Source organism: Roseomonas sp. WA12 (assembly GCF_054165765.1).
In genome coordinates this window covers 1,723,367-1,745,762 of the sequence record NZ_CM135108.1, presented here as the reverse complement: position 1 = coordinate 1,745,762, position 22,396 = coordinate 1,723,367, and the positions used below count along the sequence as shown (strand labels likewise).

21 protein-coding genes are annotated in these 22,396 nt (G+C 69.0%); 6 read left to right on the top strand and 15 right to left on the bottom strand.

Annotated features, from left to right (window positions below; genetic code table 11):
* Positions 1 to 948, bottom strand: coding sequence for a dihydrodipicolinate synthase family protein (locus ACVBD7_RS08255; RefSeq protein ID WP_458097000.1), 948 nt, complete (start codon positions 946 to 948; stop codon positions 1 to 3).
* Complete coding sequence (locus tag ACVBD7_RS08250) at positions 948 to 1,655, bottom strand: ribonuclease activity regulator RraA (protein WP_458096999.1); 708 nt, start codon at positions 1,653 to 1,655, stop codon at positions 948 to 950. Before ACVBD7_RS08250 ends, ACVBD7_RS08255 begins: the two co-directional genes overlap by 1 nt.
* Before the next feature lie 85 nt (positions 1,656 to 1,740).
* Between ACVBD7_RS08250 and ACVBD7_RS08245 the strand changes: the two genes are divergently transcribed.
* A complete protein-coding gene (locus ACVBD7_RS08245) occupies positions 1,741 to 2,562 on the top strand; it encodes a hypothetical protein (RefSeq protein WP_458096998.1) in 822 nt (273 codons plus the stop codon).
* Here the strand turns inward: ACVBD7_RS08245 and ACVBD7_RS08240 are convergent.
* From ACVBD7_RS08240 to ACVBD7_RS08220, 5 genes are read right to left on the bottom strand one after another with little or no spacing between them, the layout of a single operon-like run.
* Positions 2,559 to 3,518, bottom strand: a complete 960-nt coding sequence (locus ACVBD7_RS08240; RefSeq protein ID WP_458096997.1) for a sulfite oxidase heme-binding subunit YedZ — start codon at positions 3,516 to 3,518, stop codon at positions 2,559 to 2,561. The genes ACVBD7_RS08245 and ACVBD7_RS08240 overlap by 4 nt on opposite strands.
* Positions 3,515 to 4,126 (bottom strand): hypothetical protein, encoded by a 612-nt coding sequence (locus ACVBD7_RS08235; RefSeq protein ID WP_458096996.1) that lies wholly within the window; start codon positions 4,124 to 4,126, stop codon positions 3,515 to 3,517. The genes ACVBD7_RS08240 and ACVBD7_RS08235 overlap by 4 nt, the downstream gene beginning before the upstream one ends.
* 49 nt (positions 4,127 to 4,175) lie before the next feature.
* Positions 4,176 to 5,414, bottom strand: a complete 1,239-nt coding sequence (locus ACVBD7_RS08230) for a CaiB/BaiF CoA transferase family protein (protein ID WP_458096995.1) — start codon at positions 5,412 to 5,414, stop codon at positions 4,176 to 4,178.
* Entirely contained in the window at positions 5,411 to 6,376 is a 966-nt protein-coding gene (locus ACVBD7_RS08225; protein ID WP_458096994.1) for a Bug family tripartite tricarboxylate transporter substrate binding protein, read from the bottom strand. The genes ACVBD7_RS08230 and ACVBD7_RS08225 overlap by 4 nt, the downstream gene beginning before the upstream one ends.
* Before the next feature lie 13 nt (positions 6,377 to 6,389).
* The gene (locus tag ACVBD7_RS08220) at positions 6,390 to 7,280 is read right to left on the bottom strand and encodes an HpcH/HpaI aldolase/citrate lyase family protein (protein ID WP_458096993.1); all 891 of its coding nucleotides are present in this window, start codon (positions 7,278 to 7,280) and stop codon (positions 6,390 to 6,392) included.
* Between the two features lie 65 nt (positions 7,281 to 7,345).
* On the opposite strand from ACVBD7_RS08220, the gene ACVBD7_RS08215 reads away from it, so the two are divergent.
* Complete coding sequence (locus tag ACVBD7_RS08215; protein WP_458096992.1) at positions 7,346 to 7,933, top strand: HDIG domain-containing metalloprotein; 588 nt, start codon at positions 7,346 to 7,348, stop codon at positions 7,931 to 7,933.
* A gap of 32 nt (positions 7,934 to 7,965) precedes the next feature.
* On the opposite strand, the gene ACVBD7_RS08210 is transcribed toward ACVBD7_RS08215, so the two are convergent.
* Both ACVBD7_RS08210 and ACVBD7_RS08205 read right to left on the bottom strand, forming a co-directional pair.
* Positions 7,966 to 8,415: a DUF421 domain-containing protein gene (locus tag ACVBD7_RS08210; RefSeq protein WP_458096991.1), complete on the bottom strand. Its 450-nt coding sequence runs from the start codon at positions 8,413 to 8,415 to the stop codon at positions 7,966 to 7,968.
* A 23-nt stretch (positions 8,416 to 8,438) separates the two neighbouring features.
* On the bottom strand, positions 8,439 to 9,005 hold the full coding sequence (locus ACVBD7_RS08205; RefSeq protein ID WP_458096990.1) for a hypothetical protein: 567 nt from the start codon (positions 9,003 to 9,005) through the stop codon (positions 8,439 to 8,441).
* Positions 9,006 to 9,048: 43 nt separating this feature from the next.
* Here ACVBD7_RS08205 and ACVBD7_RS08200 point away from each other — a divergent pair, with 43 nt between their 5' ends.
* Positions 9,049 to 10,041: a D-2-hydroxyacid dehydrogenase gene (locus tag ACVBD7_RS08200; RefSeq protein WP_458096989.1), complete on the top strand. Its 993-nt coding sequence runs from the start codon at positions 9,049 to 9,051 to the stop codon at positions 10,039 to 10,041.
* 269 nt (positions 10,042 to 10,310) lie between these two features.
* The gene (locus tag ACVBD7_RS08195) at positions 10,311 to 11,114 is read left to right on the top strand and encodes an MBL fold metallo-hydrolase (protein WP_458096988.1); all 804 of its coding nucleotides are present in this window, start codon (positions 10,311 to 10,313) and stop codon (positions 11,112 to 11,114) included.
* Here ACVBD7_RS08195 and ACVBD7_RS08190 read toward each other — a convergent pair.
* From ACVBD7_RS08190 to tkt, 4 genes are all read right to left on the bottom strand, one after another.
* Complete coding sequence (locus ACVBD7_RS08190; protein WP_458097667.1) at positions 11,111 to 11,944, bottom strand: DMT family transporter; 834 nt, start codon at positions 11,942 to 11,944, stop codon at positions 11,111 to 11,113. The two genes, ACVBD7_RS08195 and ACVBD7_RS08190, sit on opposite strands and share 4 nt — an antisense overlap.
* 66 nt (positions 11,945 to 12,010) lie before the next feature.
* Complete coding sequence (locus ACVBD7_RS08185) at positions 12,011 to 13,207, bottom strand: phosphoglycerate kinase (protein ID WP_458096987.1); 1,197 nt, start codon at positions 13,205 to 13,207, stop codon at positions 12,011 to 12,013.
* Between the two features lie 62 nt (positions 13,208 to 13,269).
* On the bottom strand, positions 13,270 to 14,316 hold the full coding sequence (gene gap / locus ACVBD7_RS08180; RefSeq protein ID WP_458096986.1) for a type I glyceraldehyde-3-phosphate dehydrogenase: 1,047 nt from the start codon (positions 14,314 to 14,316) through the stop codon (positions 13,270 to 13,272).
* 63 nt (positions 14,317 to 14,379) lie between these two features.
* Complete coding sequence (tkt, locus tag ACVBD7_RS08175) at positions 14,380 to 16,326, bottom strand: transketolase (protein WP_458097666.1); 1,947 nt, start codon at positions 16,324 to 16,326, stop codon at positions 14,380 to 14,382.
* 478 nt (positions 16,327 to 16,804) lie between these two features.
* Between tkt and ACVBD7_RS08170 the strand changes: the two genes are divergently transcribed.
* On the top strand, positions 16,805 to 18,949 hold the full coding sequence (locus ACVBD7_RS08170) for a putative bifunctional diguanylate cyclase/phosphodiesterase (RefSeq protein ID WP_458096985.1): 2,145 nt from the start codon (positions 16,805 to 16,807) through the stop codon (positions 18,947 to 18,949).
* Between the two features lie 15 nt (positions 18,950 to 18,964).
* Here the strand turns inward: ACVBD7_RS08170 and ACVBD7_RS08165 are convergent, their stop codons facing one another.
* Positions 18,965 to 20,209, bottom strand: coding sequence for a Zn-dependent hydrolase (locus ACVBD7_RS08165; protein ID WP_458096984.1), 1,245 nt, complete (start codon positions 20,207 to 20,209; stop codon positions 18,965 to 18,967).
* Positions 20,210 to 20,280: 71 nt separating this feature from the next.
* Positions 20,281 to 20,907 carry a TetR family transcriptional regulator gene (locus ACVBD7_RS08160; protein ID WP_458096983.1) on the bottom strand — a complete coding sequence of 209 codons (627 nt, stop codon included), beginning with the start codon at positions 20,905 to 20,907 and terminating at the stop codon, positions 20,281 to 20,283.
* Between the two features lie 148 nt (positions 20,908 to 21,055).
* Between ACVBD7_RS08160 and ACVBD7_RS08155 the strand changes: the two genes are divergently transcribed.
* Entirely contained in the window at positions 21,056 to 22,345 is a 1,290-nt protein-coding gene (locus ACVBD7_RS08155) for an MFS transporter (RefSeq protein ID WP_458096982.1), read from the top strand.
* The last annotated feature ends 51 nt before the right edge of the window (positions 22,346 to 22,396 follow it).

Below are 22,396 nucleotides of genomic sequence, written 5' to 3'. Positions count from 1 at the left end.
TCAGGCCGCTTTCGCGGCGCCCACATTCGCGCGCTTGTCGAAGCGCGCCACGCGGGTGAGCAGGTAATCCACTTCGGCCTTCGCCGTGGCGGACAGGCTGGAGCCCGGGCGGCGCTGGGCGTCGCTGGCCAGCACGCCGCGGCGCATCAGCACGTATTTCCGCACGGCAAGACCCGTCGGACCTTGCTGCTGCTCGTAGCGAAGCAGGGGGAGATGGGCGTCGAACAGGTCATGCGCCTCGTCGCGCTTCCCCTCGGCCTGCAGCCGCACGATGTCGGTGAGCATGTCCGGGAAGGCGTAGCCGGTCATGGCGCCATCGGCCCCGCGCTCGCACTCGAAGTCGATGAACAGGCCGCCATTCCCGCAAAGAATGGAGATGTGCTTCATCGACCCGTCGCGCTCGAAGCCGCGCAGGGCGGAGATCTTCTCCAGACCCGGCCAGTCCTCATGCTTGACCATCACGCAGTTGGCGTTGGCCTGCACGATCTGGCGGATCACCGCCGGGGTCATGATGACGCTGAAGGTCTGCGGGAAGTCCTGCACCACGAAGGGGACATCCGGCCCGATCGCCTCAGCCGCCTGGGCGTAGTAGCCGACGATCTGGTCATCGGTGCGCAGCGTGTTCGGGGGCGCGATCATCACGCCGGCGGCGCCCGCATCCATCACCGCCTTGGTCAGCGAGGTCATGGCCGCGAAACCGGGGGCCGAAACGCCGACGATCACGGGGATGCCGGCCCGCTTGATCATGCGCGAGGCGAGGGAGACGCTCTCGGCCATGTCCAGCTTCGGTGCTTCGCCCATCACACCGAGGACGGTGATGCCGGTGCAGCCGCTCTCGACGCAAAAATCGGTGTAGCGGTCGTTGGAAGCCTCATCGAGACGGCCATCATCGTGGAAAGCCGTCGGGGCGATTGCGTAGACGCCCTTTGCGGTCGTGAGATCGGTCATCACGCCTGCTCCTTCTTCCAGGCCTCGTAGCGGGCCTTGTTCTCTGCATTCGGGGGATAGAGACCGGGGAGGGAGGCGCCACGCTCCACCTCGCCCATGATCCAGGTCTCCTGCCGCTCCTGCTCCACCGCCGCCTCGGTCACGGCTTCCAGCATCGCCTGCGGGATCAGCACCGCGCCATCCTGGTCCACCACCACCACATCACCGGGGAACACGGCCACGCCGCCGCAGCCGATCGGCTGGTCCCAGGCCACGAAGGTGAGGCCGGCGACCGAGGGCGGGGCCGCGGCGCCGTTGCACCAGACCGGCAGGTTCGTGCCCAGCACGCCCGCGATGTCGCGCACCACGCCATCGGTAATCAGCGCGGCCACGCCCCGCTTCTGCATGCGCTGGCAGAGAATGTCCCCGAAGATGCCGGCGTCCTGCACTCCCATGGAATCGACGACCGCGATGCAGCCTTCCGGCATCGCCTCGATGGCGGCGCGGGTGGAGATCGGCGAGGACCAGCTCTCGGGCGTCGCCAGGTCCTCGCGAGCCGGAACGAAGCGCAGGGTAAAGGCGCGGCCGACGAGGCGGGGCTGCCCCTCACGGATCGGCTTGGTGCCGCGCATCCAGACGTTGCGCAGGCCCTTCTTGAGCAGCACCGTGGTCAGGGTCGCAGTGGAGACGCCTTCCAGCGCCGCCTTGATCTGGGCATCGAGGTCCAAGGGACTCTCCTCCGGAAACGTTGTCTCCGGCTTCGCGCGGCAGGCACGGCGCGTCAAGCGCGAGCGGAAAGAAGCGCGGCAAGGGTTGGCTATCGACCTGTGCGGCACCATCTGCCGCGGCATGATCCGAACCGGCTGTCTCATCGGCCTGGGCGCGGCCGCGCTTCTGGCCGGCCTCGCTGCCCATCCCGGCGAAGCCCTGGCGCAGGAGCGCCGCTTCTTCCAGGTGGCGCCTGGGCCACGCAGCGAGCCCCCACGGCTGGACACCAGCATCGGGGCCGGCCGCGGCGGATCCAATGTCATGGTGATGGACCGCACGGCCATCGCCCGTTGGCTTTGCCCGAACGGCGGAACACCAATGCGCGGCCGCCCCGGGCGCTGCGACGGCCGCGGCGTGGCCCGTGGCGGCGGTTCGGGTACGGAGACCGAGGTGGCCGGCTGGCACGCCGACTTGCCGCCTCCGAGCCATCGCCAGGTCGCCTGCCCGGCAGGCACCGTGGCTGCTCAGGCCCGCTTCAACCCCGGGACCACGCGCTGCATGCCGGAGGAAATCCGGGAGGCGAGTGCTAGGCCGGTGCCGCCCGCAGTCGCGCCCGTGGCCCCGCCGCAGGTGGATGCGCCGGCGGCAGCGACCGCGCCGGTCGCCACTCCCGCTGCCGCGCCTGCGCCGGCCCCGGCCGCACCCGTCGCTCCGGTTGCCTCGGTGGCACCGGCGCCCGCGCCGGTTTCCGCGCTCGCAGCCTCGCTGCCGGCCGTTCCTGCCACGCCGACCGTGGCGCCCGCCGCGTCTCCCGCGCCCGGCGCCCTGTCGCGAATGCTCGCGGAGACCGCCGAGGCCCCGCGGCCTCGTGCCCCTCGGAGCGAGTTGGTGCGGCGGACTGCCCCCGCCGGAGCAGACGGGTCCTAGTCCGCGATCGGGCGAGGCTTCGGCAGGGTCGCGCGGCCCACGAAGAACTGCCGCAGGGCCCAGGAGATTCCGGCCAGCGTCGATATGATCAGGCCGGCGACCAGCACCCATACGGCCGGCCGGATCTCGAAGTCGAATTCCAGATTGGCCGCGAGGATCGCGCCCGCCGGCAGGTTGGTGGCCAGGGCGTACCAGAGATATTCCAGTGCCGCGGCGCCAACCGCGGCCAGCACAGAAATCGGCACGAGCGGCCAGGGTGCCGCGCGCCAGCGTGCCGGCACCACGCGCCAGAGCATCAGCCAAAGAAAGAGGCCGGTCATCAGCACCGGCTCGGAAATGTTGATCTTCGACTGCATGTAGAAATGCAGGATGCCGAGCGCGGTGAGCGGATAGACCAGCTTGTGCACCGGCTTCCACTGCCGCCCGAGCCGCTTCAGCGACGAATCCGTTGATGTCCATCCGAGCACGGCCAGTCCGACCAACGCCGTGAAGCCTGTGGAGAGATAGGGTCGCTTGACGATTTCAAGCAGCACATGCCCCAGCCGGAGATGCTCGTTCCCGACATACAGGGCGAGATGGACGAGGCCGTAGCCGAGCGCCGCCACGCCCAGCATCCGCCGCAGCTGCATGGCCCGCGGCCATTCGAACACCCAACGAGCCGGGGTAGCAGCCAGGCTGATCAGGAGCAGCCGCACGCACCAGTCGCCCGTCTCATGCGTGGCGAAGGCTAACGGCTCCGGCCCAAGCCCATCCGTGGCCCAGAGCCATCCGAGCCGGAGAAGGGGCACGAAGAGCGCGAGGAGGACAAGGGCCTTGAGGGGCGAGAAGCGCCCGCCGCGGTCCAGCCAGGGCCAGGGCCCCGGCACGGGCGTTGGCGGCCCCTCGCGCCGCGGCCGGCGCGGGCGAGGGGCCGAGACGGAGTCCGGGGCTTCGCCGGTGATCGTGCCGCCGCTCACATCGGGGGGACCACGCCGTCCCGCGCCACGGTGACACGGGCGGCATTGAGGGCACCGTCCGAGCCCGGCGTGGCGGAGAGGAAGACCTGAGCGCCGGGCTTGAGATCTTCCATCGCCGCCGGGATCAGCGTGACGACAGGCACGTCGGGCGGCACGAGGACGCGTATCTGCTGGCCGCGGGCGGTGAGGGTGAGGCTTCGGCCATCATTGCCCTGCACTGCGGAATCCACGGTCGCGTTGGTCATGGAGGAGGTGGGCGTCAGGTCCCAGGCGAAATGGCCCTCGCCGGTGCCACGCATCGCCTCGGGGAAGACCAGCACCTCCAGCGCTCGCCAGACGCCATCCGGGCCGGGCTCGGCCGCGGTGCCAATGAAGCTGCCGGGCGCGATCTCCGAGAGCTGGAGCTTGCGGAGGGCGGACACACCCGCATTCTCGGCCAGCCGGATCCGCACTTTTTCCCCCTCCCGGGTCGTCACTGTCATGTCCCGGCCGGAGACGGAGTCGATCGTGCCTCGGATGCGCCGCGGCGCTCCCTGGGCAAGAAGCGGCCCCGCCTTCATCGCAATGCCGAGGGCGGCAGCGGCCAGCAGCAAGTCACGTCGCGTCATCGCGCATATCTCCTGCCATCCCGCGGAAGGCGGGACAGGTTGAACAGCTTCAGCCCTGCAGCACCCCGGCCGCCCGCAACCCATCCAGGGAGACGGCGCCGAGGAGCGGGGCGAGGATTTCGTCGTTGTGCTCGCCCAATCCGGGGGCCGGGCGGGCGAGAATACCGGGCGTGCCGGAGAGGCGCGGGACGTCCCCGTGCATGGGCAGCCAACCCATCTCGTCGTCCGGCACCTCGATCAGGCTCTCATGCTCGGCCACATAGGCGTCCGTCTCCAGTGAGGAGGCGTCCATGATCGGGCCGATAGTAACCCCCGCCTTATCGAAATGCGCCAGGTTCTCGGCCATGCTGCGCTCGCCGACGAACCCACCGATGATGGCGTCCAGTGCTTCGTGATTGCGCAGCCGGGCGGCGTTGGTTGCGTAACGCTCATCCTGGAGGAGCTCCGGCCGGCCGATCGAGGCCAGCAGCTTCGCCGTCATCCCCTGGGTGGAGGAGGACAGACAGACCCAGCCGCCGTCGGCCGTGCGATAGGCGTTGCGCGGCGCCGTGTTGGTACTGCGGCTGCCGGTCCGCGGCTTGCGGCGGCCCGTGAGGCGCCAATTTGCGATCTGCGGCTCCATGACCGAGAAGATCGGGTCGAAGAGCGAAAGGTCCACCACCTGGCCACGGCCAAATTCGCCCTCGGCAGCGCGGAGGGCGATCATGGCGGCCGAGGCGCCGTAGAGGCCGGCATAGGCGTCGCCCATGAACATGGGCGGCAGCACCGGCTCGCGATCCTCGAAGCCGTTCACGGCGGCGAAGCCGGAATAGCCCTCCACCAGCGTGCCGAAGCCCGGCTTGTGCCGATAGGGGCCTGTTTGCCCCCAGCCGGAGACGCGCACCATCACCAGCTTCGGGTTGATCCCCAGCAGCACCTCGGGCGAGAGGCCCATCGCCTCCATCACTCCGGGGCGGAAGCTTTCGACCAGCATCGCGGCGCCTTCGGTCATGCGGCGCACGACCGCCTGGCCCTCGGGCGACTTCAGGTTGAGGCAGACACTCTTCTTGTTGCGGCACCAGGTTTTCCAGGCCGTGGAGATGCCCTCGACCTTCCAGGCGCGCAGCGTGTCGCCCTCCGGCGGCTCCACCTTCACCACCTCGGCGCCATGGTCGGCCAGCACCTTCGTCAGCAGGTTACCGGCGACCAGGCGCGAGAGGTCCACCACCCGCACCCCTTCCAGTGCCCCCTTCGCCGCGGGATCGAAGGCGCGGCGGCGTAGGCGAGGGGGCGGTTCGGTGCTGCTCATTCGATCCGGATATTCGCGGTGGAGGCGACCTGCCGCCACTGGGCAAGGTCGCGCTGCAGGAAGGCGTCGCCATCGGCGGCGGAGAGCGGGGTCGGGGTGGCGCCCTCGCCCTCGAGATAGCTCGCCAGCCGCCCTCCGGACAGCGCCTCGTTGGCCGCGGCGTTCAACCGCTCCCGGATCTCGGGCGGCGTGCCGCGGCGGGCGAGAAGGCCCCACCAGATGCTCGCCTCGTAATCCGGGAGCCCGCTCTCGCGTGGGGTGGGAGCCTGGGGTCCTTTGGCCGGGCGGTTCTCCGCGGTCCAGCCGATCACCTTCACCCGGCCGGAGCTGATAACACCGCTGGCGGAGGGAAGGGTGGTAAAGATGAGCTGGATCGTTCCCGAGGCGAGGTCGGTCGTGGCCGGCCCCATGCCGCGATAGGGCACGTGCTGCATCTGCAGCCCACCGGCCTTCTGGGCGAAGAGCTCCGCCGATAGATGGTTGATGCTGCCCGGCCCGGAGGAGCCGAAATCCACCTTGCCCGGGTTCGCGCGCAGATAGGCCACCAACTCCGCCAGCGTGTTCGGCGGGAAGCCGGGGGCAGCAAGCACGACGAGCGGCGCGACAGCGAGCATCGCAACCGCCTCGAAATCCCCACTCGCGTCATAGGGCGTGCGCTGGGTCGCGGCACTCGTGGCGAAAGTGGAGGAGGTGACCATCAGCACCAAGCCATCCGCCGGGTTCCGCACCACCTCTGCGGAGCCGATCGTGCTGCCCGCGCCGGGCCGGTTCTCCACGACGAAAGGCTGGCCGAACCTGCCCTGCAGATGTTCGGCGAGGGGCCGCGCCACTGCGTCATTGCTGCCGCCGGGCGGGTAGGGGACGATGAGGCGCACGGGGCGCGACGGCCAGGCGGCCTGTGCGTGCGCGACCGCCGGAACTGCCAGCGTGGCAGCCCCCAGGGCGCGTCTCGTGATTGTCATGCTTTGCTCCCCCTTATTCCGTGCCCGGCAGGCCGAGCTTGCGCGCCAGTTCCAGCACCATCTCGGCGCCGGTGACGAAGGGCGCATCTACCATGCTACCATCGACCAGGAAGGCGCCCATCCCGCCACCGATCCGCTCGCGCGCCACCTCGACGATCCGGCGCGCGCGGGCGATTTCGGCGGCGCTGGGCTGGAAGGCGTCGTTCGCCATGGCGATCTGGGTTGGGTGGATGCAGCTCTTGCCCGCGAAGCCCATGCGCCGCGCGGCCTCCGCCTCGGCGCGGTAGGCCACGGGCTGGTCCACCTTGGCGAAAGCGCCGTCGAAGGCCGCCACCCCTGCCTCGGCCGCCGCGAAGCGGATCTCCATCCGCACATGGGCCAGCATCAACGGGTCCATTCGGTCAAAGCCATATGGCTCGAGGAGGTCGGCATAGCCGATCTGCAACCCGATCACGCGCGGATGGGCGCCCGCGATCTCATGCGCCAGGCGCAGCGCGCGCGGGGTTTCGATGTTGCAGAGGATGCCGATCGGCGCGGTCACGCCGTTGTCGCGCTCCGCCTTATCCAGCGCTTCCGCGGCCTGAACCACTTCGGCGGCGTCGCTGATCATTGGAAGGTTGATCATATGCGTGCCGGGCAGGGCGACCGCCGCGATGTCGGACGCAAAATGCGGCGTGCCAATCCCGTTAACACGGATCACGATGATCTTCCCGCCGTGATCGCCGTCGCGCAGAAAGCCCGACAGCATGTCCCGCGCCGCGTCCTTCCGGTTGGGCGCGACTGCGTCCTCAAGGTCGAAGGAGAGGGCGTCGGCGGCGGATGCAGCGGCCTTGGAGAAGAGTTCCTCCCGGGAGCCAGGGACGAAGAGCTTGCTGCGCATGGGTGGGATGACAGGGCGTTCCATGCGCGAAGGCTAGACGCCACGGTCCCTGCGTGGAACGCCTGCCCCGATCACGAATGAGGACGCCCATGATCACCGGCATCACCCTGAACGAGGGCAGCGCCGCTCAACGCGCCGCCGTAAGCGCCTGGCTTGCCGGGCTGGACCGCCTCTCCGCCCCAGTGGCCGAGCGTGTGGTAACCGCCTGGGTCAGCGCCTGGACGTCCAGCCCCTTCGCCGCGCTGGAAGACATGCCGTATTCCACCATGGCGCCGGACCATCGGCTGATGGACCACGTCAACCACGTCACGCGGGCGGGGTTCGACTTAGCAGTGCGGGCGGAGGTGGATTGGGGCGTGGTGGTTGAGCCGGACATCCTCGGTGCCATCCTCATCCTGCATGACATCGACAAGCCGCTGATGTATGTGCGCGAGGACGGAGTGGTGCGCGGCTCCGTGCTGTCGCGCGAGCTGCCGCACGGGATTTCCGGCGCCATGCTGCTGCGCGAAATGGGTTTTCCGCATCGAGTGGTGCACACGGTGGCGACCCACGCCCACAACCAGCCTTTCCACGGCACGAATCCGGAAGCCTGGATCCTGCACTACGCGGATTTCTTTGCGACGGACCGCGCGCTGCTGATTGCCGGAACCCAGCCATTCTACCAGCGCCGGCACTGATCCGGCCACGTGTCGACGGGCAGCCCCGCGGACTACTCCGACCGGCGCGGCATGATGGAAATCGTGCCGCTCACCTCCAGCACCGCCAGGTGGATGTCCTCCATTCGGGCCAGCCCCTGGCTCTCTCGCGCGCTCTGCAGCACCTCGGCGACAGAGATGCGGGCCTCGCGCATCCGGTCCTCCAGCGGCTCGCCATCCACCACCAGGATGGTCGGCAACCCTTCCAGCACGCGGTCCGTCGTACGGTTCCGCGCCTTCACCCAGCGAAGCAGAACGTCCAGCCCGAGCAGGGTGGAGATCACCAGGAGGCCGTTTGTGAGCGAGAAGTCCTCGCCCAGTAGGGCCTGCTGCGTGGCCTCGCCGACGACGAGCAGCAGCACGAAATCGAAGGTCGTAATGTGGCTCATGCTGCGGCGGCCGGTGATGCGGAACAGCAACCACAGCGCAGCGTAGACGGCGGCGGCCCGGATGACGCTTTCCATGGTCTTGCCCCTTCAGGACGGCGTCACGGCAGGACGTAGAGCCGCAGCGGCACGACCGACTCTCCCACCGCGAGCGTCCCGCTCACCACGCCCGGTGCGGAGGAGCGGAGGCGCAGCTTGATCTCGGCCGGGCCGCCTCCCGGAGGCGGGTCGAAACGCAGCCAGGCCCGCCCCGGGGCGCGTGCCTGGCTGCCCGGCTCCGGCTCGGTCGAGCTGACCGTCACCCCATCCGCCAACCCGCCGTCCAATCGAAGTATGAGGGGGCTGTCCGCGGCGGCGGTCGTGCGGATCAGAAGCCGGCTGTCCCGCCCTGCACGCTCAATGCGCTCCCATTCCACCGATACCGCGCCGTCCGCGCTGCGGGTGGAGGCGTCCGCGAGCGGGCCATCCCCGAAGGCGCCGAAGGCCCCGGCCAGGACGAAAACCGTCAACCCCGCCCACCCGAAGCGCTGGAATCGCCAGACGCGGCGCTGGAAGCCGAGATCCTCCCCCACTAGTTGGGAGGCCTCGTGAAGGGCAGGGCTGGCCATGTCGGGCCAACGCGGCCCGTCCCGCGACGTTGCCGGTTCCAGTCGGCTACGTTCCGCCACGCGGCCCCTTCAACAAGCCGGGCGCGCATGCGAAAGCCTGGGCATGCGAGTCCATGTCCAGAACCCTGCCAACGACCCCGAATTCGCGGTGACGGAGGCCCAGTGGCGTGCCGCCGTCGCCCGCAGCCCGGACATGGCGGGCTTGGACGTCACTTTCGCCGCCGAGGAGGAGGGGCTGGCCCGTGCCCTGCCCGAGGCCGAGGTGCTGCTCACCTGGGTGCGGCCTCTGCGTCAACGCTTTCCCGTCGGCGCGCTGCCGGGGGTGGCGCCGAAGCTCCGCGTGATCGCGTGCACCTCCGCCGGCGTGGACAGCGCCGCCCCCTTTGACTGGCTGCCTGACTCCATCGCCCTGCTGAACAATCGCGGCACCCACTCGGATAAGGCCGGCGAGTACGGCATCATGGCGATCCTGATGCTGCATAACCATTTGCCGGCCTTCGCCGACCAGCAGCGGCGCGGCGAGTGGAAGCCGCATTTCGCCTCCACGTTGGAAGGCCGCCGCGTGGTGATCGTCGGCATGGGCTCGCTCGGCGGCGGTGTCGCGCGGCGCGCCAGGCAGTTCGGGATGCATGTCATCGGCCTGCGGCACGGCCCCGAGCCGCACCCCGATTGCGACGAGACGCATCCCAACGAGGCACTCGAGACAATCTTGCCCCAGGCGGATTTCCTGGTGCTCGCCTGCCCGCTGACGGAACGCACCCGCAACCTGCTGTCGCGCGAGCGGATCGCGCTGCTGCCGAGAGGCGCGAGGATCGTGAACATCGCCCGCGGTGCTGTCTGGGACCAGGATGCGGTCTGTGATGCGCTCGATTCCGGCCATCTCGGCGGCTGCGTCACCGACGTTGCCGTGCCGGAGCCGCTGCCCGCGGAGCACCGCCTCTGGACCACACCCGGCATGGTCGTGACACCGCATGTCTCGGCCGACGACCGCGAGCGGTATAACGACCGCACGCTGGATATTCTGTTCGAGAACCTGCGCGCCCTGCGGAATGGCCGGGCGATGCCGAACCGGGTGGACCCGGCAAAGGGGTACTGAGCCCCGGACGGCGCACAGGGCGCCAGCGAGGGTGCTGGGCAGCGGAAAGAGGGGACGGCCGAGCAATGACGGTCGGCGGTTTGCCATAGCGGTAGGGCCGCCAGCCCTCTGACATAGCGTTCGTGTACGCGCCTGCCATGGCCTAGGCCGCGTTCGTCCGTTTGGCACCCGGGTCGGGCGAGTCCGCAATTCCGCTGCGCCCCGCAAACCTCAGGGTCCGCCACCGCGTTCCTCTGTCCATGCGAGTCCATGCAATAGAATGCGGTTCCATGCGGCCCTTCGGCGGCCGGCTCTGGGATGGGGAGACACCTGGCTTCGGCCCGGCCCATCTCTCCTGCCGGTGCCTGCTCGTGGAGACCGAGGCTGGCCCGGTGCTGATCGATACCGGTTTCGGGCTGGAGGACGTCAACCGCCCGGTCCCCAGACTCAGCCGCGCCTTTTACATGGCCGACCGCGTGCATCTGGAAGCGGATGAGACCGCCGTTTCGCGTCTTCGCCAGATGGGGGTCGACCCGCGCGAAGTTCGGCACATCGTCATGACGCATCTCGACTTCGACCATGCGGGCGGGCTCACCGACTTCCCGCAGGCGACAGTGCATGTCCATGCACGGGAACTGGCAGCTTCCCGCCGCCGCAGCACTCCCATCGCGCGCGGCCGGTACCGCCCGGCCCAGCTCGATCACCCCATGCGGGAGTACAGCAACCCCGGCCCGATGTGGTTCGGCCTGCCAACACTGCGCGGTCTGGAAGGAATGCCGCCCTCCATCTTCTTCGTACCGCTGCCCGGTCATACAGAGGGCCATTGCGGCGTGGCGGTCGATACCGGCGATGGCTGGGTGCTGCATGCCGGCGACGCGGTGTTCATGCACGCCGAGTTGCGCCAGCCCATCCGGATGCCGCCCCTCTCCGCAGCATATCAGAACGTCATGCAGGTGAGCCGGGAGGCACGGCTACAGAGCCGGCGCATGCTGCAGACACTGGCGCGGGAGCACGGAGACGAGGTAACGATCGTATGCACTCACGATCCTTCGCTGCCGATCGGCGCGGAGCGGCGGGTTCTCAGCGCGGGTTAGGCTCCGCGCCGTCGGGCCACAGCTTGTTCGCGCCAGAAGATGAACAGGCCCGATCCCACGATGATGGCCGCACCGACCAGGGTAAGCGGTGTCAGCACCTCATCGAAGGTGAGATAGCCGAACAGCATCCCCCAGGGGATGAGCGTGTAGTGCAGCGGCATCACGGCTGAGGCAGGAGCCAGCCGCAGGGAGTGGGTCACGCAGATATTCCCTGCCAGCGAGCCGAGGCCGAGCACGATCAGCAGCACCGTCTCGAGAGGCCCGGGCGTCGCCCAGCTCGTCTGCAGGACCAGCACGAGGCCAAGCAACATAGCCACAAGGAACTGCCAGCCGAGCAGTACGGGGGCAGGCGTCCCGGCCAAGCGTCGCGTGGCAATGACGAAAAGCGCATAGGCGAAGCTGCCGGCGATGGGAACGAGGACCGCCGGGGAGGGGCTCCCCTGCGGGTTCACCGCCAGGATGACGCCGACGAAGCCCACCGAGATCGCTGTCCAACGCCGCCATCCCACCGTCTCGCCGAGGAGGAAGGGCGAGAGAGCGGTCACGAAGATCGGTGATGCCATGTAGAAGGTGATGACCTCCGCCAATGGCAGGAGGAGGATCGAAAGGAAGAAAATGGCCGCCTCGGCGGCCGACGCCAGAGCTCGTAGCAGCTGCAATCCGGGCCGTGCCGGCGTCAACAGGGTGAAACGGTGCCGCCAGATCGAGGGAAGCAGCACAAGCAGCCCAACGGTGCTGCGAAAGAGAAGTAGCTGGCCCACGCCATAAGCGCCGACCAGCCACTTCCCCAGGGTGTCGTTCGCCGCGAAGAGCAGCACTCCCAGAAGCATCAGGAGCACGCCCCGGGCGGTGCTCCGGCCCCCGGGGGTTTCAGGCATGTAGGAGAGGGCGGTCCCTCAGCTCTGCTGCAGGGCTGCGACGCCCGGGAGGGTCTTGCCTTCCAGCCACTCCAGAAAGGCGCCGCCGGCGGAGGAGACGTAGGTCATCCGCTCGGACACGCCGGCATGACGCAGCGCGGCCACGGTGTCGCCGCCGCCGCCAATGGACTTCAGCCCGGCGGACTGGGTCAGCCCGGCCACGCTCTGGGCCACGGCGACAGTCGCCGCGTCGAAGGGCGGAGTCTCGAAGGCACCGAGCGGGCCGTTCCACACGAGGGTGGAGGCCTGGCGCAGACGGCCCTCGATCACGTCGATCGTCTCCGGCCCGACATCGAGCGCCATCATGTCCGACGGGACGGCGTCCACCGTCACGGTGCGGGTGGCCGGATGCGCCTTGAACTCGGCGGATACGACGAGGTCCCGCGGCAGCAGGATCTCGCAATTCGCCGCCTTGGCTTCGCCCAGGATGCGCAGCGCGGTCGCGTGCATCTCGGCTTCCTGCAGCGACTTGCCCATGTCGAAACCCTGGGCGGCGAGGAAGGTGTTGGCCATGGCACCGCCGATCACCAGCACGTCCACCTTGCGGGACAGGTTGCCGAGCAGGTCCAGCTTGGTGGAGACCTTGGCGCCGCCGACGATGGCGACCACGGGGCGGGAAGGGGAGCCAAGCGCCGCTTCGAGGGCCTTCAGCTCGGCCTCCATCAGCCGGCCGGCATAGGCGGGCAGCAGCCTTGCCACCCCCTCGGTCGAGGAGTGGGCGCGATGGGCGGCCGAGAAGGCGTCGTTCACATAGGCATCGCCCAGCTTCGCCAACTCGGCGGAGAGGGCCGGGTCGTTCTTTTCCTCGCCGGCGTGGTAGCGCGTGTTCTCGAGCAGCAGCACCTCGCCGTCGGCCAGCTTGCTCACTGCGGCCTCCGCCTCCGGACCGATGCAGTCATCGGCAAAAGCCACGGGGCGGTCGAGCACGGAGGACAGCGCTTCTGCCAGCGGGCGGAGCGACATCTCCGGCACGCGCTTGCCCTTGGGACGATCGAAATGGGAGAGGATGATCACCTTCGCACCCTTCTCCGACAGCTCCTTGAGCGTCGGCGAGAGGCGCTCGATGCGGGTGCGGTCGGTGATGGCGCCGTCGCGCACGGGGACGTTCAGGTCGGCGCGGACGAGGACGCGCTTGCCCTTGGGATCCAGGTCATCGAGCGTGCGGAAGGCGGCCATCGGTGGTTTCCCCGGAGGTGCTGAAAGGGAAAGGGGGCGCCGAGGCGCCCCCGATCAAGGTCTCAGAGCGTGCCGAGAAGGGCGGCGGTGTCGCTCATGCGGTTCGAGAAGCCCCACTCGTTGTCGTACCAAGACATCACGCGGACCAGCCCGCCATCGACCACTTGCGTCTGCGTGGCGTCGAAGGTGGAGGAGTGGGAGTCGTGGTTGAAGTCGATGGAGACGAGCGGCGCAGTGTTGTAGCCGAGGATGCCCTTCAGCTCGGGGCTCTCGGACGCCTCCTTCATCGCCGCGTTGATCGCCTCCTTGGTCAATCCCTCGGTCCTGGCCGGGACAAAGTCCAGGCTGACGAGGGAGACGTTCGGAGTGGGGATGCGGATGGCGGTGCCGTCCAGCTTGCCCTTCAGCTCCGGCAGCACGAGGCCGACGGCCTTGGCCGCGCCCGTCGAGGTCGGGATGGCGGAGACGGCCGCGGCGCGGGCGCGGTGCAGGTCCTTGTGAAGCGTATCGACCGTGTTCTGGTCACCCGTATAGGCGTGGATGGTGACCATGTAGCCGCGTAGGATGCCAAACTTCTCGTGCAGTACCTTGGCGATCGGTGCCAGGCAGTTGGTGGTGCAGGAGGCGTTGGAAACAATCTTGTGCTCGGGGCGCAGAACCTTGTGGTTCACGCCGTAGACGATCGTCGCCTGGGCGGATTCATCGGCATAGGTCTCGCCCCAGGTGACGGGGGCGGAGACGAGGACCTTGCGGGCGCCGGACTGCAGCAGCAGCGAGGCCTTGGCGGTATCGGTGAAGATGCCCGTGCACTCGGCGGCGACATCCACGCCGTCCCACTGCAGCTTGGTCGGGTCGCGCTCGGCCGAGACCTTGATCGGCTTGTGGGTGCGGCCGGCGGCGGTGATCACCAAGCTGTCGCCCTCGACGCGAACCTCGCCGGGGAAGCGTCCATGCACGGAGTCGTAGCGGAACAGATGGGCGTTCGCCTCGACCGAGCCGAGGTCGTTGATGTGCGTGAACTCGACGTCGTCGCGCCCGCTCTCCATCGCCGCGCGCAGCACGAGGCGACCGATGCGCCCGAACCCGTTGATCGCTACCTTGACCGGCATATCCGTCCCTTTCCTATACAGCCTATCCGGGGTGCAGTTGCTCCCCGGCACCTGTTCACCCAATCAGTTCACGCGGCGTTTCACCGCCGCCACCACCGCATCCGCGGTGATGCCGAAATGCTTATATAGTTCGGGCGCCGGCGCGCTGGCGCCGAAGCCCTGCATGCCAATAAAAATGCCGTCCGGCCCCAGCCAGCGCGACCAGCCGAATTCCAACGCCGCTTCGATCCCCACGCGCAGCGCCGAGCCGAGCACCGCCTCGTGGTAGGAAGGGTCCTGCAACGCGAAAAGCTCCCAGCAGGGCAGGGAGACCACGGCCGTCGAAATGCCCGCCTCCTCTAGAGCATCGCGTGCGGCAAGGGCGATCTCCACCTCGGAACCCGTGGCGATCAGCGTGGCCTTGCGCTCGCCGGACGCCTCGGCCAGCACATAGCCCCCGCGTGCCGTGCGGTTCTCGCCAGCATCGGTCCGCACGGTCGGCAGGTTCTGGCGGGATAGGGCGAGCACGCTCGGCCCGTCCGCGCGCTTCACGGCCAGCTCCCAGGCCTCCGCGGTCTCGATCACATCGGCCGGGCGGAAGACGTGCAAATTCGGGATCACGCGCAGTGCGGCGAGGTGCTCGACCGGCTGGTGCGTCGGCCCGTCCTCGCCCAGGCCAATACTGTCATGGGTCAGCACATGCACCACGCGCTGGCGCATCAGCGCCGCGAGGCGGATCGAGGGGCGCATATAATCCGAGAACACCAGGAAGGTGCCGGAATAGGGAATGATCCCACCATGCAGCGCCATTCCGTTCATGGCGGCGGCCATGCCGTGCTCGCGAATGCCCCAGTGAACGAAGCGGCCACCGAAATTCTCGACCGAGAGGGATGGCACGCCCTTCACATTGGTGTTGTTCGAGCCCGTGAGGTCGGCGGAGCCGCCGATCATTTCGGGCACTGCCGGCACCAGCGCCTCCAGCGCCTTCTGGCCAGCGATCCGGGTGGCGATCTTCGGCTTCTCGGCGATTGCCTTAGCCTTCCACTCGGCGATGCCCGCGTCCCAGCGCTCCGGCAGCTTGCCAGCCATGGCACGCTCGAACTCCGCGCGCTGCGGATGCTTGGTCAGGCGCTTCAGCCAGGAACGGCGCGTGCCGCCGCCGCGCTTCCCTGCGGCTTCCCAGGACTCGCGAATGTCGGCCGGAACCTCGAAAGGCCCGCTCTCCCAGCCCAGCGCCGCCTTGGCCGCGTCCGCCTCCTCGGGACCCAGCGGCGCGCCGTGGCTGCCGGCGGTACCCGCCTTCTTCGGCGCGGAGAAGCCGATGATGGTGCGGCAGGCAATGATCGTCGGGCGGCGGGACTTGGTCGCAGCCGTGAGCGCGGCCGCGATCGCCTCGTGGTCGTGCCCGTCGACCTGGCGCGTTGCCCAGCCATAAGCCTTGAAGCGCGCCAGCGTGTCCTCGGACACCGAGATCGCCGTATCGCCGTCGATGGAGATATGGTTGTCGTCCCAGAGGACCGTCAGCTTGCCCAGGCCGAAGTGCCCGGCGAGCGAGGCCGCCTCGTGGGAAATGCCTTCCTGGAGGTCGCCGTCGGAGGCAATGACCCAGGTGCGGTGGTCCACCAAGCTTTTGCCAAAGCGCGCGGCGAGGTGACGCTCAGCCATGGCCATTCCGACGGCGGTCGAGAGGCCCTGGCCGAGCGGACCGGTGGTCATCTCGATTCCCGGATGCTCGCCCAGCTCGGGATGACCGGCGGCGGGGGAGTGCAGCTGGCGGAAACGGCGCAGCTCCTCGACGCCCATGCCAGCATGGCCGGACAGGTGCAGCCAGGCATAGAGCAGCATCGAGCCGTGGCCGGCCGACAGCACGAAGCGGTCGCGGTCCGGCCAGCGCGGGTCGGCGGCGTCATGTTTCAGGAATCGGCTGAACAGAACGGTCGCGGCGTCGGCCATGCCCATGGGCATGCCGGGATGGCCGGACTTCGCCGCCTCCACACCATCGATCGCAAGGGCGCGGATGGCATCTGCCATCCGCCGCTCGGGCGTCGTGGGACGGGCAAGAATGGTATCCTGCGCCACCAGCGCCGGGCTGCGCTCGGGGGTGGCGGGTTGGCGATCGGGTTCCGAGGTGGCCAAGACGATGTCTCCCGCGGCGGTGCCAGATGGGAGCGGCGTCGCCGCCAGTGCCGCAGCGGCGAGGCGGGGCGTCCCAGTCGCGTCGGCGCCGCTATAGAGGCGGCCCGGTCTGATGCCAACCCTGGGGCGGGTCCACGAAGCGTCCTTGGCTCGGTCCCAAACACGACGGCTGACCGGCTTGCGGACAGCTGTTCCGGATACAGCACGCATGGCCGGGCCGCGGCCGCCCGAGATTTGCGCGTGCCACCGCGCGCGAAACGTGTCATATTATAGCCGAGCCCGGTCGAACGGACTTCAAGGCGCGCCGAAAACGGCATATCGAGTATTAAGAACGAACGGGAATCGATCGTTGATGCCGCCGGAAGAGGCTCCGATGCGCCGTCTCCGGCGCTTCGCCGCACTGGGCCTGATCGTCCTTCTCCTGGTTGCTACGGCCGCCCTTGCCATTGCTATGCTGGTCCCCGCGCCGGTCGCCGGGACTGCAGTCACGGCGCTGCTTCTCGTCTTCGTAGCGATCCTGTTCCTCGCTCTCAGCAAGGCGTGGCCGCACATTCGCCGCGCCGCGCTCCTGCGGGAGGCAGTGGATCGTACCGCCGTGCGTTACGCTGCTTTCGCGCGGGACCGGACGCTGCTGGACCGTAGCCCTGCCTATGATCTCCCAGGGATCGATCCTCGCCCTGTGCCCCCCGGGACCAAGCTCGACGACCTTCTTTCCGCCGCCGGCGGGCGTGGCCCGGGCGCCGCGATTGCCATCGCCCAGCAAATTGCCGAGCACGAGGATGACTCGCGCGCCGAATACGACCGTGCTCTTCCGGATGGCCGCATTCTGCAGGTGAGCAAGCGCCGCCTTTCAGGAGGGGAGGTGGCGCGCTTCGCCCTCGACGTTACCGGCTCCCGAGCGCGAGACCTGCGGGCCCGAACCATCCATGAGACGGTGCCGGCCGCCATCTGGCACTTGGCGCCGGACGGTCGGACCCTGGCCGCGAACCAGCGCCTGACTGACATGTTCAACGGCCGGCTGCCCGCGACACTGATGGAGAGCGGGCTGCAGCAGCTTGGCCGCCCCGGTGACGGTCCCTTCGGCTTGCCGCCCGGGCGGGAGGTGGAGGGCGTTCTGCCCGCACGAGGCGCGGCGCCGGAGCGGCGCGTAATCGTCGTCGCCTCGCCCTGGCTGCCCGGTGAGGGTGGCGGCACCCAGGCAGTGCTGATGCTGCTTGATGTGACCCGGCTGCACGCGGCCCAAGCCCAAGCCCTGCATTTCGCCTGGCACGACCCGCTGACGGGCCTGCCCAATCGGTTCCGCTTCCAGCAGGCTTTGGCCCAGGTCGCCGGCGATGCGGATGGCTGCTCACTCCTCCTGCTCGACCTCACCGGGTTGCGGGCGACTAACGATTCGCTCGGTCAGGTTGCAGGGGACTCAATGCTGCGCGAGGCCGCGCGCCGGCTTCGTGAACAGATGCGCCCGACGGACGGCGTGTTCAGGTTGGGCGGAGACGAGTTCGCCCTGATCGCCGCCGGCCTGCGTACCGCGCAGGCAGCCGGCGGCTTGGCCACGCGAATTCAGCGCGCGCTGGCAACGCCCTTCGACCTTGGTGCGGGGGCCGTGCCGCTGCGAACCAGTATCGGTCACGCCCATCTGCCCGACGATGCCGAGGACGCCGGCGCGTTGCACCGGGCGGCGGCGCTGGCACTCGCGGAGGCGAAGAGGCAGGGCAACGGCGCTGTTGTGCCTTACGACCCGGTCCTGGGCCAGCAGGTGGCGCGCCGGCTCGCCCTGCGTGAGCGGCTGGCCTTGGCCACTTCTGCAGGCGAGTTCCAGCTCGCGTGGCAGGCCCAGGTGGATGCCCGGACCGGATCGCTGCGTGGGGCGGAAGCGCTGATCCGCTGGCCTTCGGGCCCGGTTGGCCAGACTTCTCCGGCTGATTTCTTGCCTGAGGCCGAGGCGATTGGGCTCATGCCCGCCATCGATGCTTGGGTGCTGAATGAGGCGTTGCGGCAGAAGGCGGCCTGGATGGCGGCCGGGAAAGGGCCGGAAGTGGTCGGCGTCAATATTTCGCCCGCCACGCTGCGAGACCCGGACTTTCCTGCGCGCGTCCAGGCCACTCTCGCACGCTACGGCGTGGCAGCCGAGGCGCTGGAGATTGAGATCCCTGAGGACGTGGCGGCGCGCGACATCGACGCCGTCGCCCCCGTGCTCCACGAGCTGATCGCGGATGGCGTACGGCTTTCGCTGGATGATTTTGGCGGCGGCAGTTCGGCGCTGGCGCATCTGCTGCGCCTGCCGGTGGATCAGGTGAAGCTCGATCGTTCCATCGTCGCGGGCTTGCCTGGCGGAGCGCGCGAACGGGCAATTTTGCGCGCGGTGGCCACACTGGCCCGCGGGATGGAGATCCCGCTTCTGGCGGAGGGTGTGGAGACCGAGGCTCAGCGCGAGGCGCTGTTGACCGAGGGCTGCACGGTCATGCAGGGCTGGCTATTCGGCCGGGCTGTACCCGCCGGAGAACTTGTGCCCCGCTGATCGCGGCACCTGTCCTCAGCCGGGTCGGTTGGCGCGGGCGAGCACCGCCTCGAACAGCACCTGGCAGCCATCGGCCGCCTCCCCGGGCAGGATGCTCTCCGCCTCATTGTGGGAGAGTCCGTCCTTGCAGGGGGTGAAGATCATCGCCGCCGGCATGCGCCGCGCGACATAGATCGCATCATGCCCGGCGCCTGAAATGATCTCCCGCGCCGGCAGGCCGAGCCGCGCGGCGGCATCGCGCACCAGGGCGACGCAGTTCGGATCGAAAGGCTGGGCGGGAATGCGGAACAGCTCGCGCAGCTCCAGCACCAGCCCGGTGTCATCCGTGATCGCTTGCGCGCGGGCTGGGAAATCGGCCGCGAGCGTCTCGATCTCCGCATCCAGCGGGTGACGGAACTCGACGGAGAAGCGGACCTCGCCCGGCACCACATTGGGCGAGTTGGGGGAGACCTGCAGGCGCCCGACCGTGCCGCGCCCGTCCTCGCCGCGCGCGCGCATCAGCCCATCCACCAGCTCCACGATCCGGGCCGCGCCCAGCAGCGCATCGCGGCGGGCGGAGGGAGGTGTCGTGCCGGCATGGGAGTCCTGGCCCGTCAGCACCGCCTCGTACCAGACCTGCGCCTGACCGCCGGTGACGATGCCGATCCGCTTGCCCTCGCGCTCTAGGATCGGGCCCTGCTCGATGTGCAGTTCGAAATAAGAATCCGCCTCGAAGGGGGCAGCCGGGATCTCGCCGCGGTAGCCGATGCCCTCCAACGCGTCGATTACGGTGACGCCCTCGGTGTCGCGCAGTGCGTAGGTTGCCTCCTGGTCGTAAACCCCCGCCCAAACCCCGCTGCCCATCAGGGAGTGGCCGAAGCGGCTGCCCTCCTCGTCGGTCCAGTTAACCAGTTCGATCGGCGCCTCGGTCTCGATGTTGAGATCATGCAGAGTGCGCATCACCTCCAGCCCCGCGATCACGCCGAGGGCTCCGTCGAACTTGCCGCCCGTCGGCTGACTATCCAAGTGGCTGCCGAGAAGCACGGGCTTGCGCGCCTGGTCACGGCCGGGGCGGCGGGCGAACATGTTGCCCATGCTGTCCACCCGCACGGTCAGTCCGGCCGCGTGGCACCACTGCGCGAACCTGTCGCGGCCTGCGCGGTCCACCTCCGTCAACGTCAGGCGCTTCACGCCACCCTTGGGTGTGGCGCCAATCTCGGCCATGGCCATCAGCGTGTCCCAGAGCCGGCGGTCGTTGATGCGCTGGTTGGTACCTGACATGGCTGCCGCTCCGTCGTCTTGCGCCGCGATGAATGCGGCGGGCGCGTGCAGCGGGCAAGAGGCGCGGGTGGTCAGGCCCGCGCGCTGTCCCGTCTTGGTGACGACGGTTCCGCGCGGGGGGAAGTGCCCGCCAGTTCGCTCCGGACCGCCTCCAGCATCTCCTCCGACAGCGCGTCCCCGCCCGTCGCGCGAGAAATGGCGACGGCACCGACCATAGCGGCCAGCGTCATCAGCGCCCGCTCGCGGCGGCGGCGCCGGGTCGAGGCGGGCAGCAGCCGTTCCAGCGCTTGGGCCAGGCCACGTACCCCCGCCGAATAGGCCTGCCGAACGGCGCCACCCGGTGCGTCGCGCGCAGCTTCCGCCATAAGACTCGGCGCCGCGCAGCCCCGACCGGGCCGATCGCGATGCTCCACCCGCAAATAGTGCCGAAGAAGCTGGTCCAGCCCGTCTCCTGCCGGTGCCTCGGCGAGGGAGGTCCAGTGTTCCTGGCCCCGCAGGAAAGCACGGGCGCAGGCCTCGGCGGCCAGTGCCTCCTTCGATTCGAAATGCCCGTAGAAGCCGCCATGAGTCAGCCCGGCCTCGGACATCACCTCGGCGACGCTCACCGCCTCCACGCCCCGCTCACGGAACAGGCGGGCGGCGATGTCCAGCACCGCCTCCCGCTTCTCCGCCACCGCTGCCCGTGACGATCGCGCCATGTCTCGCCCTCCCTGGCCAGCTCCATTCTAGCGGCTTGACTTAATCATTACGAGGGTCATGGATTAAGATGACATCGATCATGAGTAATCCCATGGCGCTCTCGATCTCAAGCTCCAGATCATCGCTCCATAGCTGGGAGAAGGCGTGATGCTTGCCGCACCTCTCAGCACCTGGCTGGCGCACCGCGGAGTCCATTACGGGTGGGTGATGGTGGGCCTCACCTTTCTCGTTTCGCTCGCCTCTGCCGGCGCCATGGGCATCCTTGGTGCCTTGCTACTGCCGCTTCAGCGCGACACGGGCTGGGACACCGCGTCCATCTCAGGCGCCCTGGCGCTCCGGATCCTTTTGTTCGGCCTCATGGGGCCCTTCGCCGCCGCCTTAATGCAGCGCTACGGCCTGCGGCGGACGGTGGCGACGGCGCTGACCCTTGTCGTCGCGGGCTGCCTGCTCTCGATGGGCATGACCCAGCTCTGGCAGCTCTGGCTGTTCTGGGGCGTCGTCACCGGCCTCGGCACCGGGATGACCGCCATGGTGCTGGGCGCCACCGTCGCCAATCGCTGGTTCGCCCAGCGCCGCGGCCTCGTGCTCGGTATGCTGACGGCAGCGAATGCCACGGGGCAACTCGCCTTCCTGCCGCTCGCCGCCTGGCTCGCGCAGGAGGAGGGTTGGCGCACTGCCTTGGTGCCCGGCTTGGCCGCTTGCGCCATGGCCTGCGCACTCATGCTCCTCCTTGGGCGCGACAGGCCGGAGCAGCTCGGCCTGCGCGCCTATGGCGAGGCGGCTGATGCCCCGCCGGCGCCTGTTCCGGGGCGTGCGGCCAACCCGGTCCGAACCGCCTTCGGCACCCTGGCCGAGGCATCCCGCAGCCGAGTCTTCTGGATCCTTTTCGGCAGCTTCGCCGTCTGCGGCTTCTCGACCAACGGGCTGATCGGAACGCATTTCATCCCGCTCTGTGCCGATTTCGGCATGCAGGAGGTCCAGGCAGCCTCCGTGCTCGCCATGATGGGCGCCTTCGACTTCGTTGGCACCATCGCCTCCGGCTGGCTGTCGGACCGGTATGACAGCCGCAAGCTCCTGTTCTGGTATTACGGGCTGCGCGGTCTCTCATTGCTGTTCCTGCCGATGAGCACCTTTTCCCTCTACGGCCTCTCCCTCTTCGCCGTCTTCTACGGGCTGGACTGGATCGCGACCGTGCCACCCACGGTGAAGCTCGCCGGCCAGGCATTCGGGCGGGAAAAAGCGCCGCTCGTTTTCGGGTGGGTGTTCTTGGGTCACCAGCTCGGCGCGGCTCTGGCGGCCTTCGGTGGCGGGGTGAGCCGGGATGTGCTCGCCAGCTACTTGCCGGCCTTTTACCTGGCGGGGGCGGCCTGCCTGCTCGCCGCCGTGTTCGTCCTCAAAGCCCGTGCACGGCCGCAGGTGGCCACCGCTCCGGCCTGAGACCGTCGGCCGCGTGCCGACTGCGCGCGGCACGGCTTGCGAAGCGGCGGC

Coding starts and splice junctions, on each gene's coding strand:
- gap (WP_458096986.1), bottom strand. CDS start 14,316: ATGCCGGTCAAGGTAGCGATCAACGGGTTCGGGCGCATCGGTCGCCTC.
- ACVBD7_RS08165 (WP_458096984.1), bottom strand. CDS start 20,209: ATGTCAGGTACCAACCAGCGCATCAACGACCGCCGGCTCTGGGACACG.
- ACVBD7_RS08210 (WP_458096991.1), bottom strand. CDS start 8,415: ATGGAAAGCGTCATCCGGGCCGCCGCCGTCTACGCTGCGCTGTGGTTG.
- ACVBD7_RS08230 (WP_458096995.1), bottom strand. CDS start 5,414: ATGAGCAGCACCGAACCGCCCCCTCGCCTACGCCGCCGCGCCTTCGAT.
- ACVBD7_RS08200 (WP_458096989.1), top strand. CDS start 9,049: ATGCGAGTCCATGTCCAGAACCCTGCCAACGACCCCGAATTCGCGGTG.
- ACVBD7_RS08255 (WP_458097000.1), bottom strand. CDS start 948: ATGACCGATCTCACGACCGCAAAGGGCGTCTACGCAATCGCCCCGACG.
- ACVBD7_RS08215 (WP_458096992.1), top strand. CDS start 7,346: ATGATCACCGGCATCACCCTGAACGAGGGCAGCGCCGCTCAACGCGCC.
- tkt (WP_458097666.1), bottom strand. CDS start 16,326: ATGGCAGATGCCATCCGCGCCCTTGCGATCGATGGTGTGGAGGCGGCG.
- ACVBD7_RS08235 (WP_458096996.1), bottom strand. CDS start 4,126: ATGACGCGACGTGACTTGCTGCTGGCCGCTGCCGCCCTCGGCATTGCG.
- ACVBD7_RS08155 (WP_458096982.1), top strand. CDS start 21,056: ATGCTTGCCGCACCTCTCAGCACCTGGCTGGCGCACCGCGGAGTCCAT.
- ACVBD7_RS08170 (WP_458096985.1), top strand. CDS start 16,805: ATGCGCCGTCTCCGGCGCTTCGCCGCACTGGGCCTGATCGTCCTTCTC.
- ACVBD7_RS08190 (WP_458097667.1), bottom strand. CDS start 11,944: ATGCTTCTGGGAGTGCTGCTCTTCGCGGCGAACGACACCCTGGGGAAG.
- ACVBD7_RS08195 (WP_458096988.1), top strand. CDS start 10,311: ATGCGGCCCTTCGGCGGCCGGCTCTGGGATGGGGAGACACCTGGCTTC.
- ACVBD7_RS08225 (WP_458096994.1), bottom strand. CDS start 6,376: ATGACAATCACGAGACGCGCCCTGGGGGCTGCCACGCTGGCAGTTCCG.
- ACVBD7_RS08220 (WP_458096993.1), bottom strand. CDS start 7,280: ATGGAACGCCCTGTCATCCCACCCATGCGCAGCAAGCTCTTCGTCCCT.
- ACVBD7_RS08160 (WP_458096983.1), bottom strand. CDS start 20,907: ATGGCGCGATCGTCACGGGCAGCGGTGGCGGAGAAGCGGGAGGCGGTG.
- ACVBD7_RS08185 (WP_458096987.1), bottom strand. CDS start 13,207: ATGGCCGCCTTCCGCACGCTCGATGACCTGGATCCCAAGGGCAAGCGC.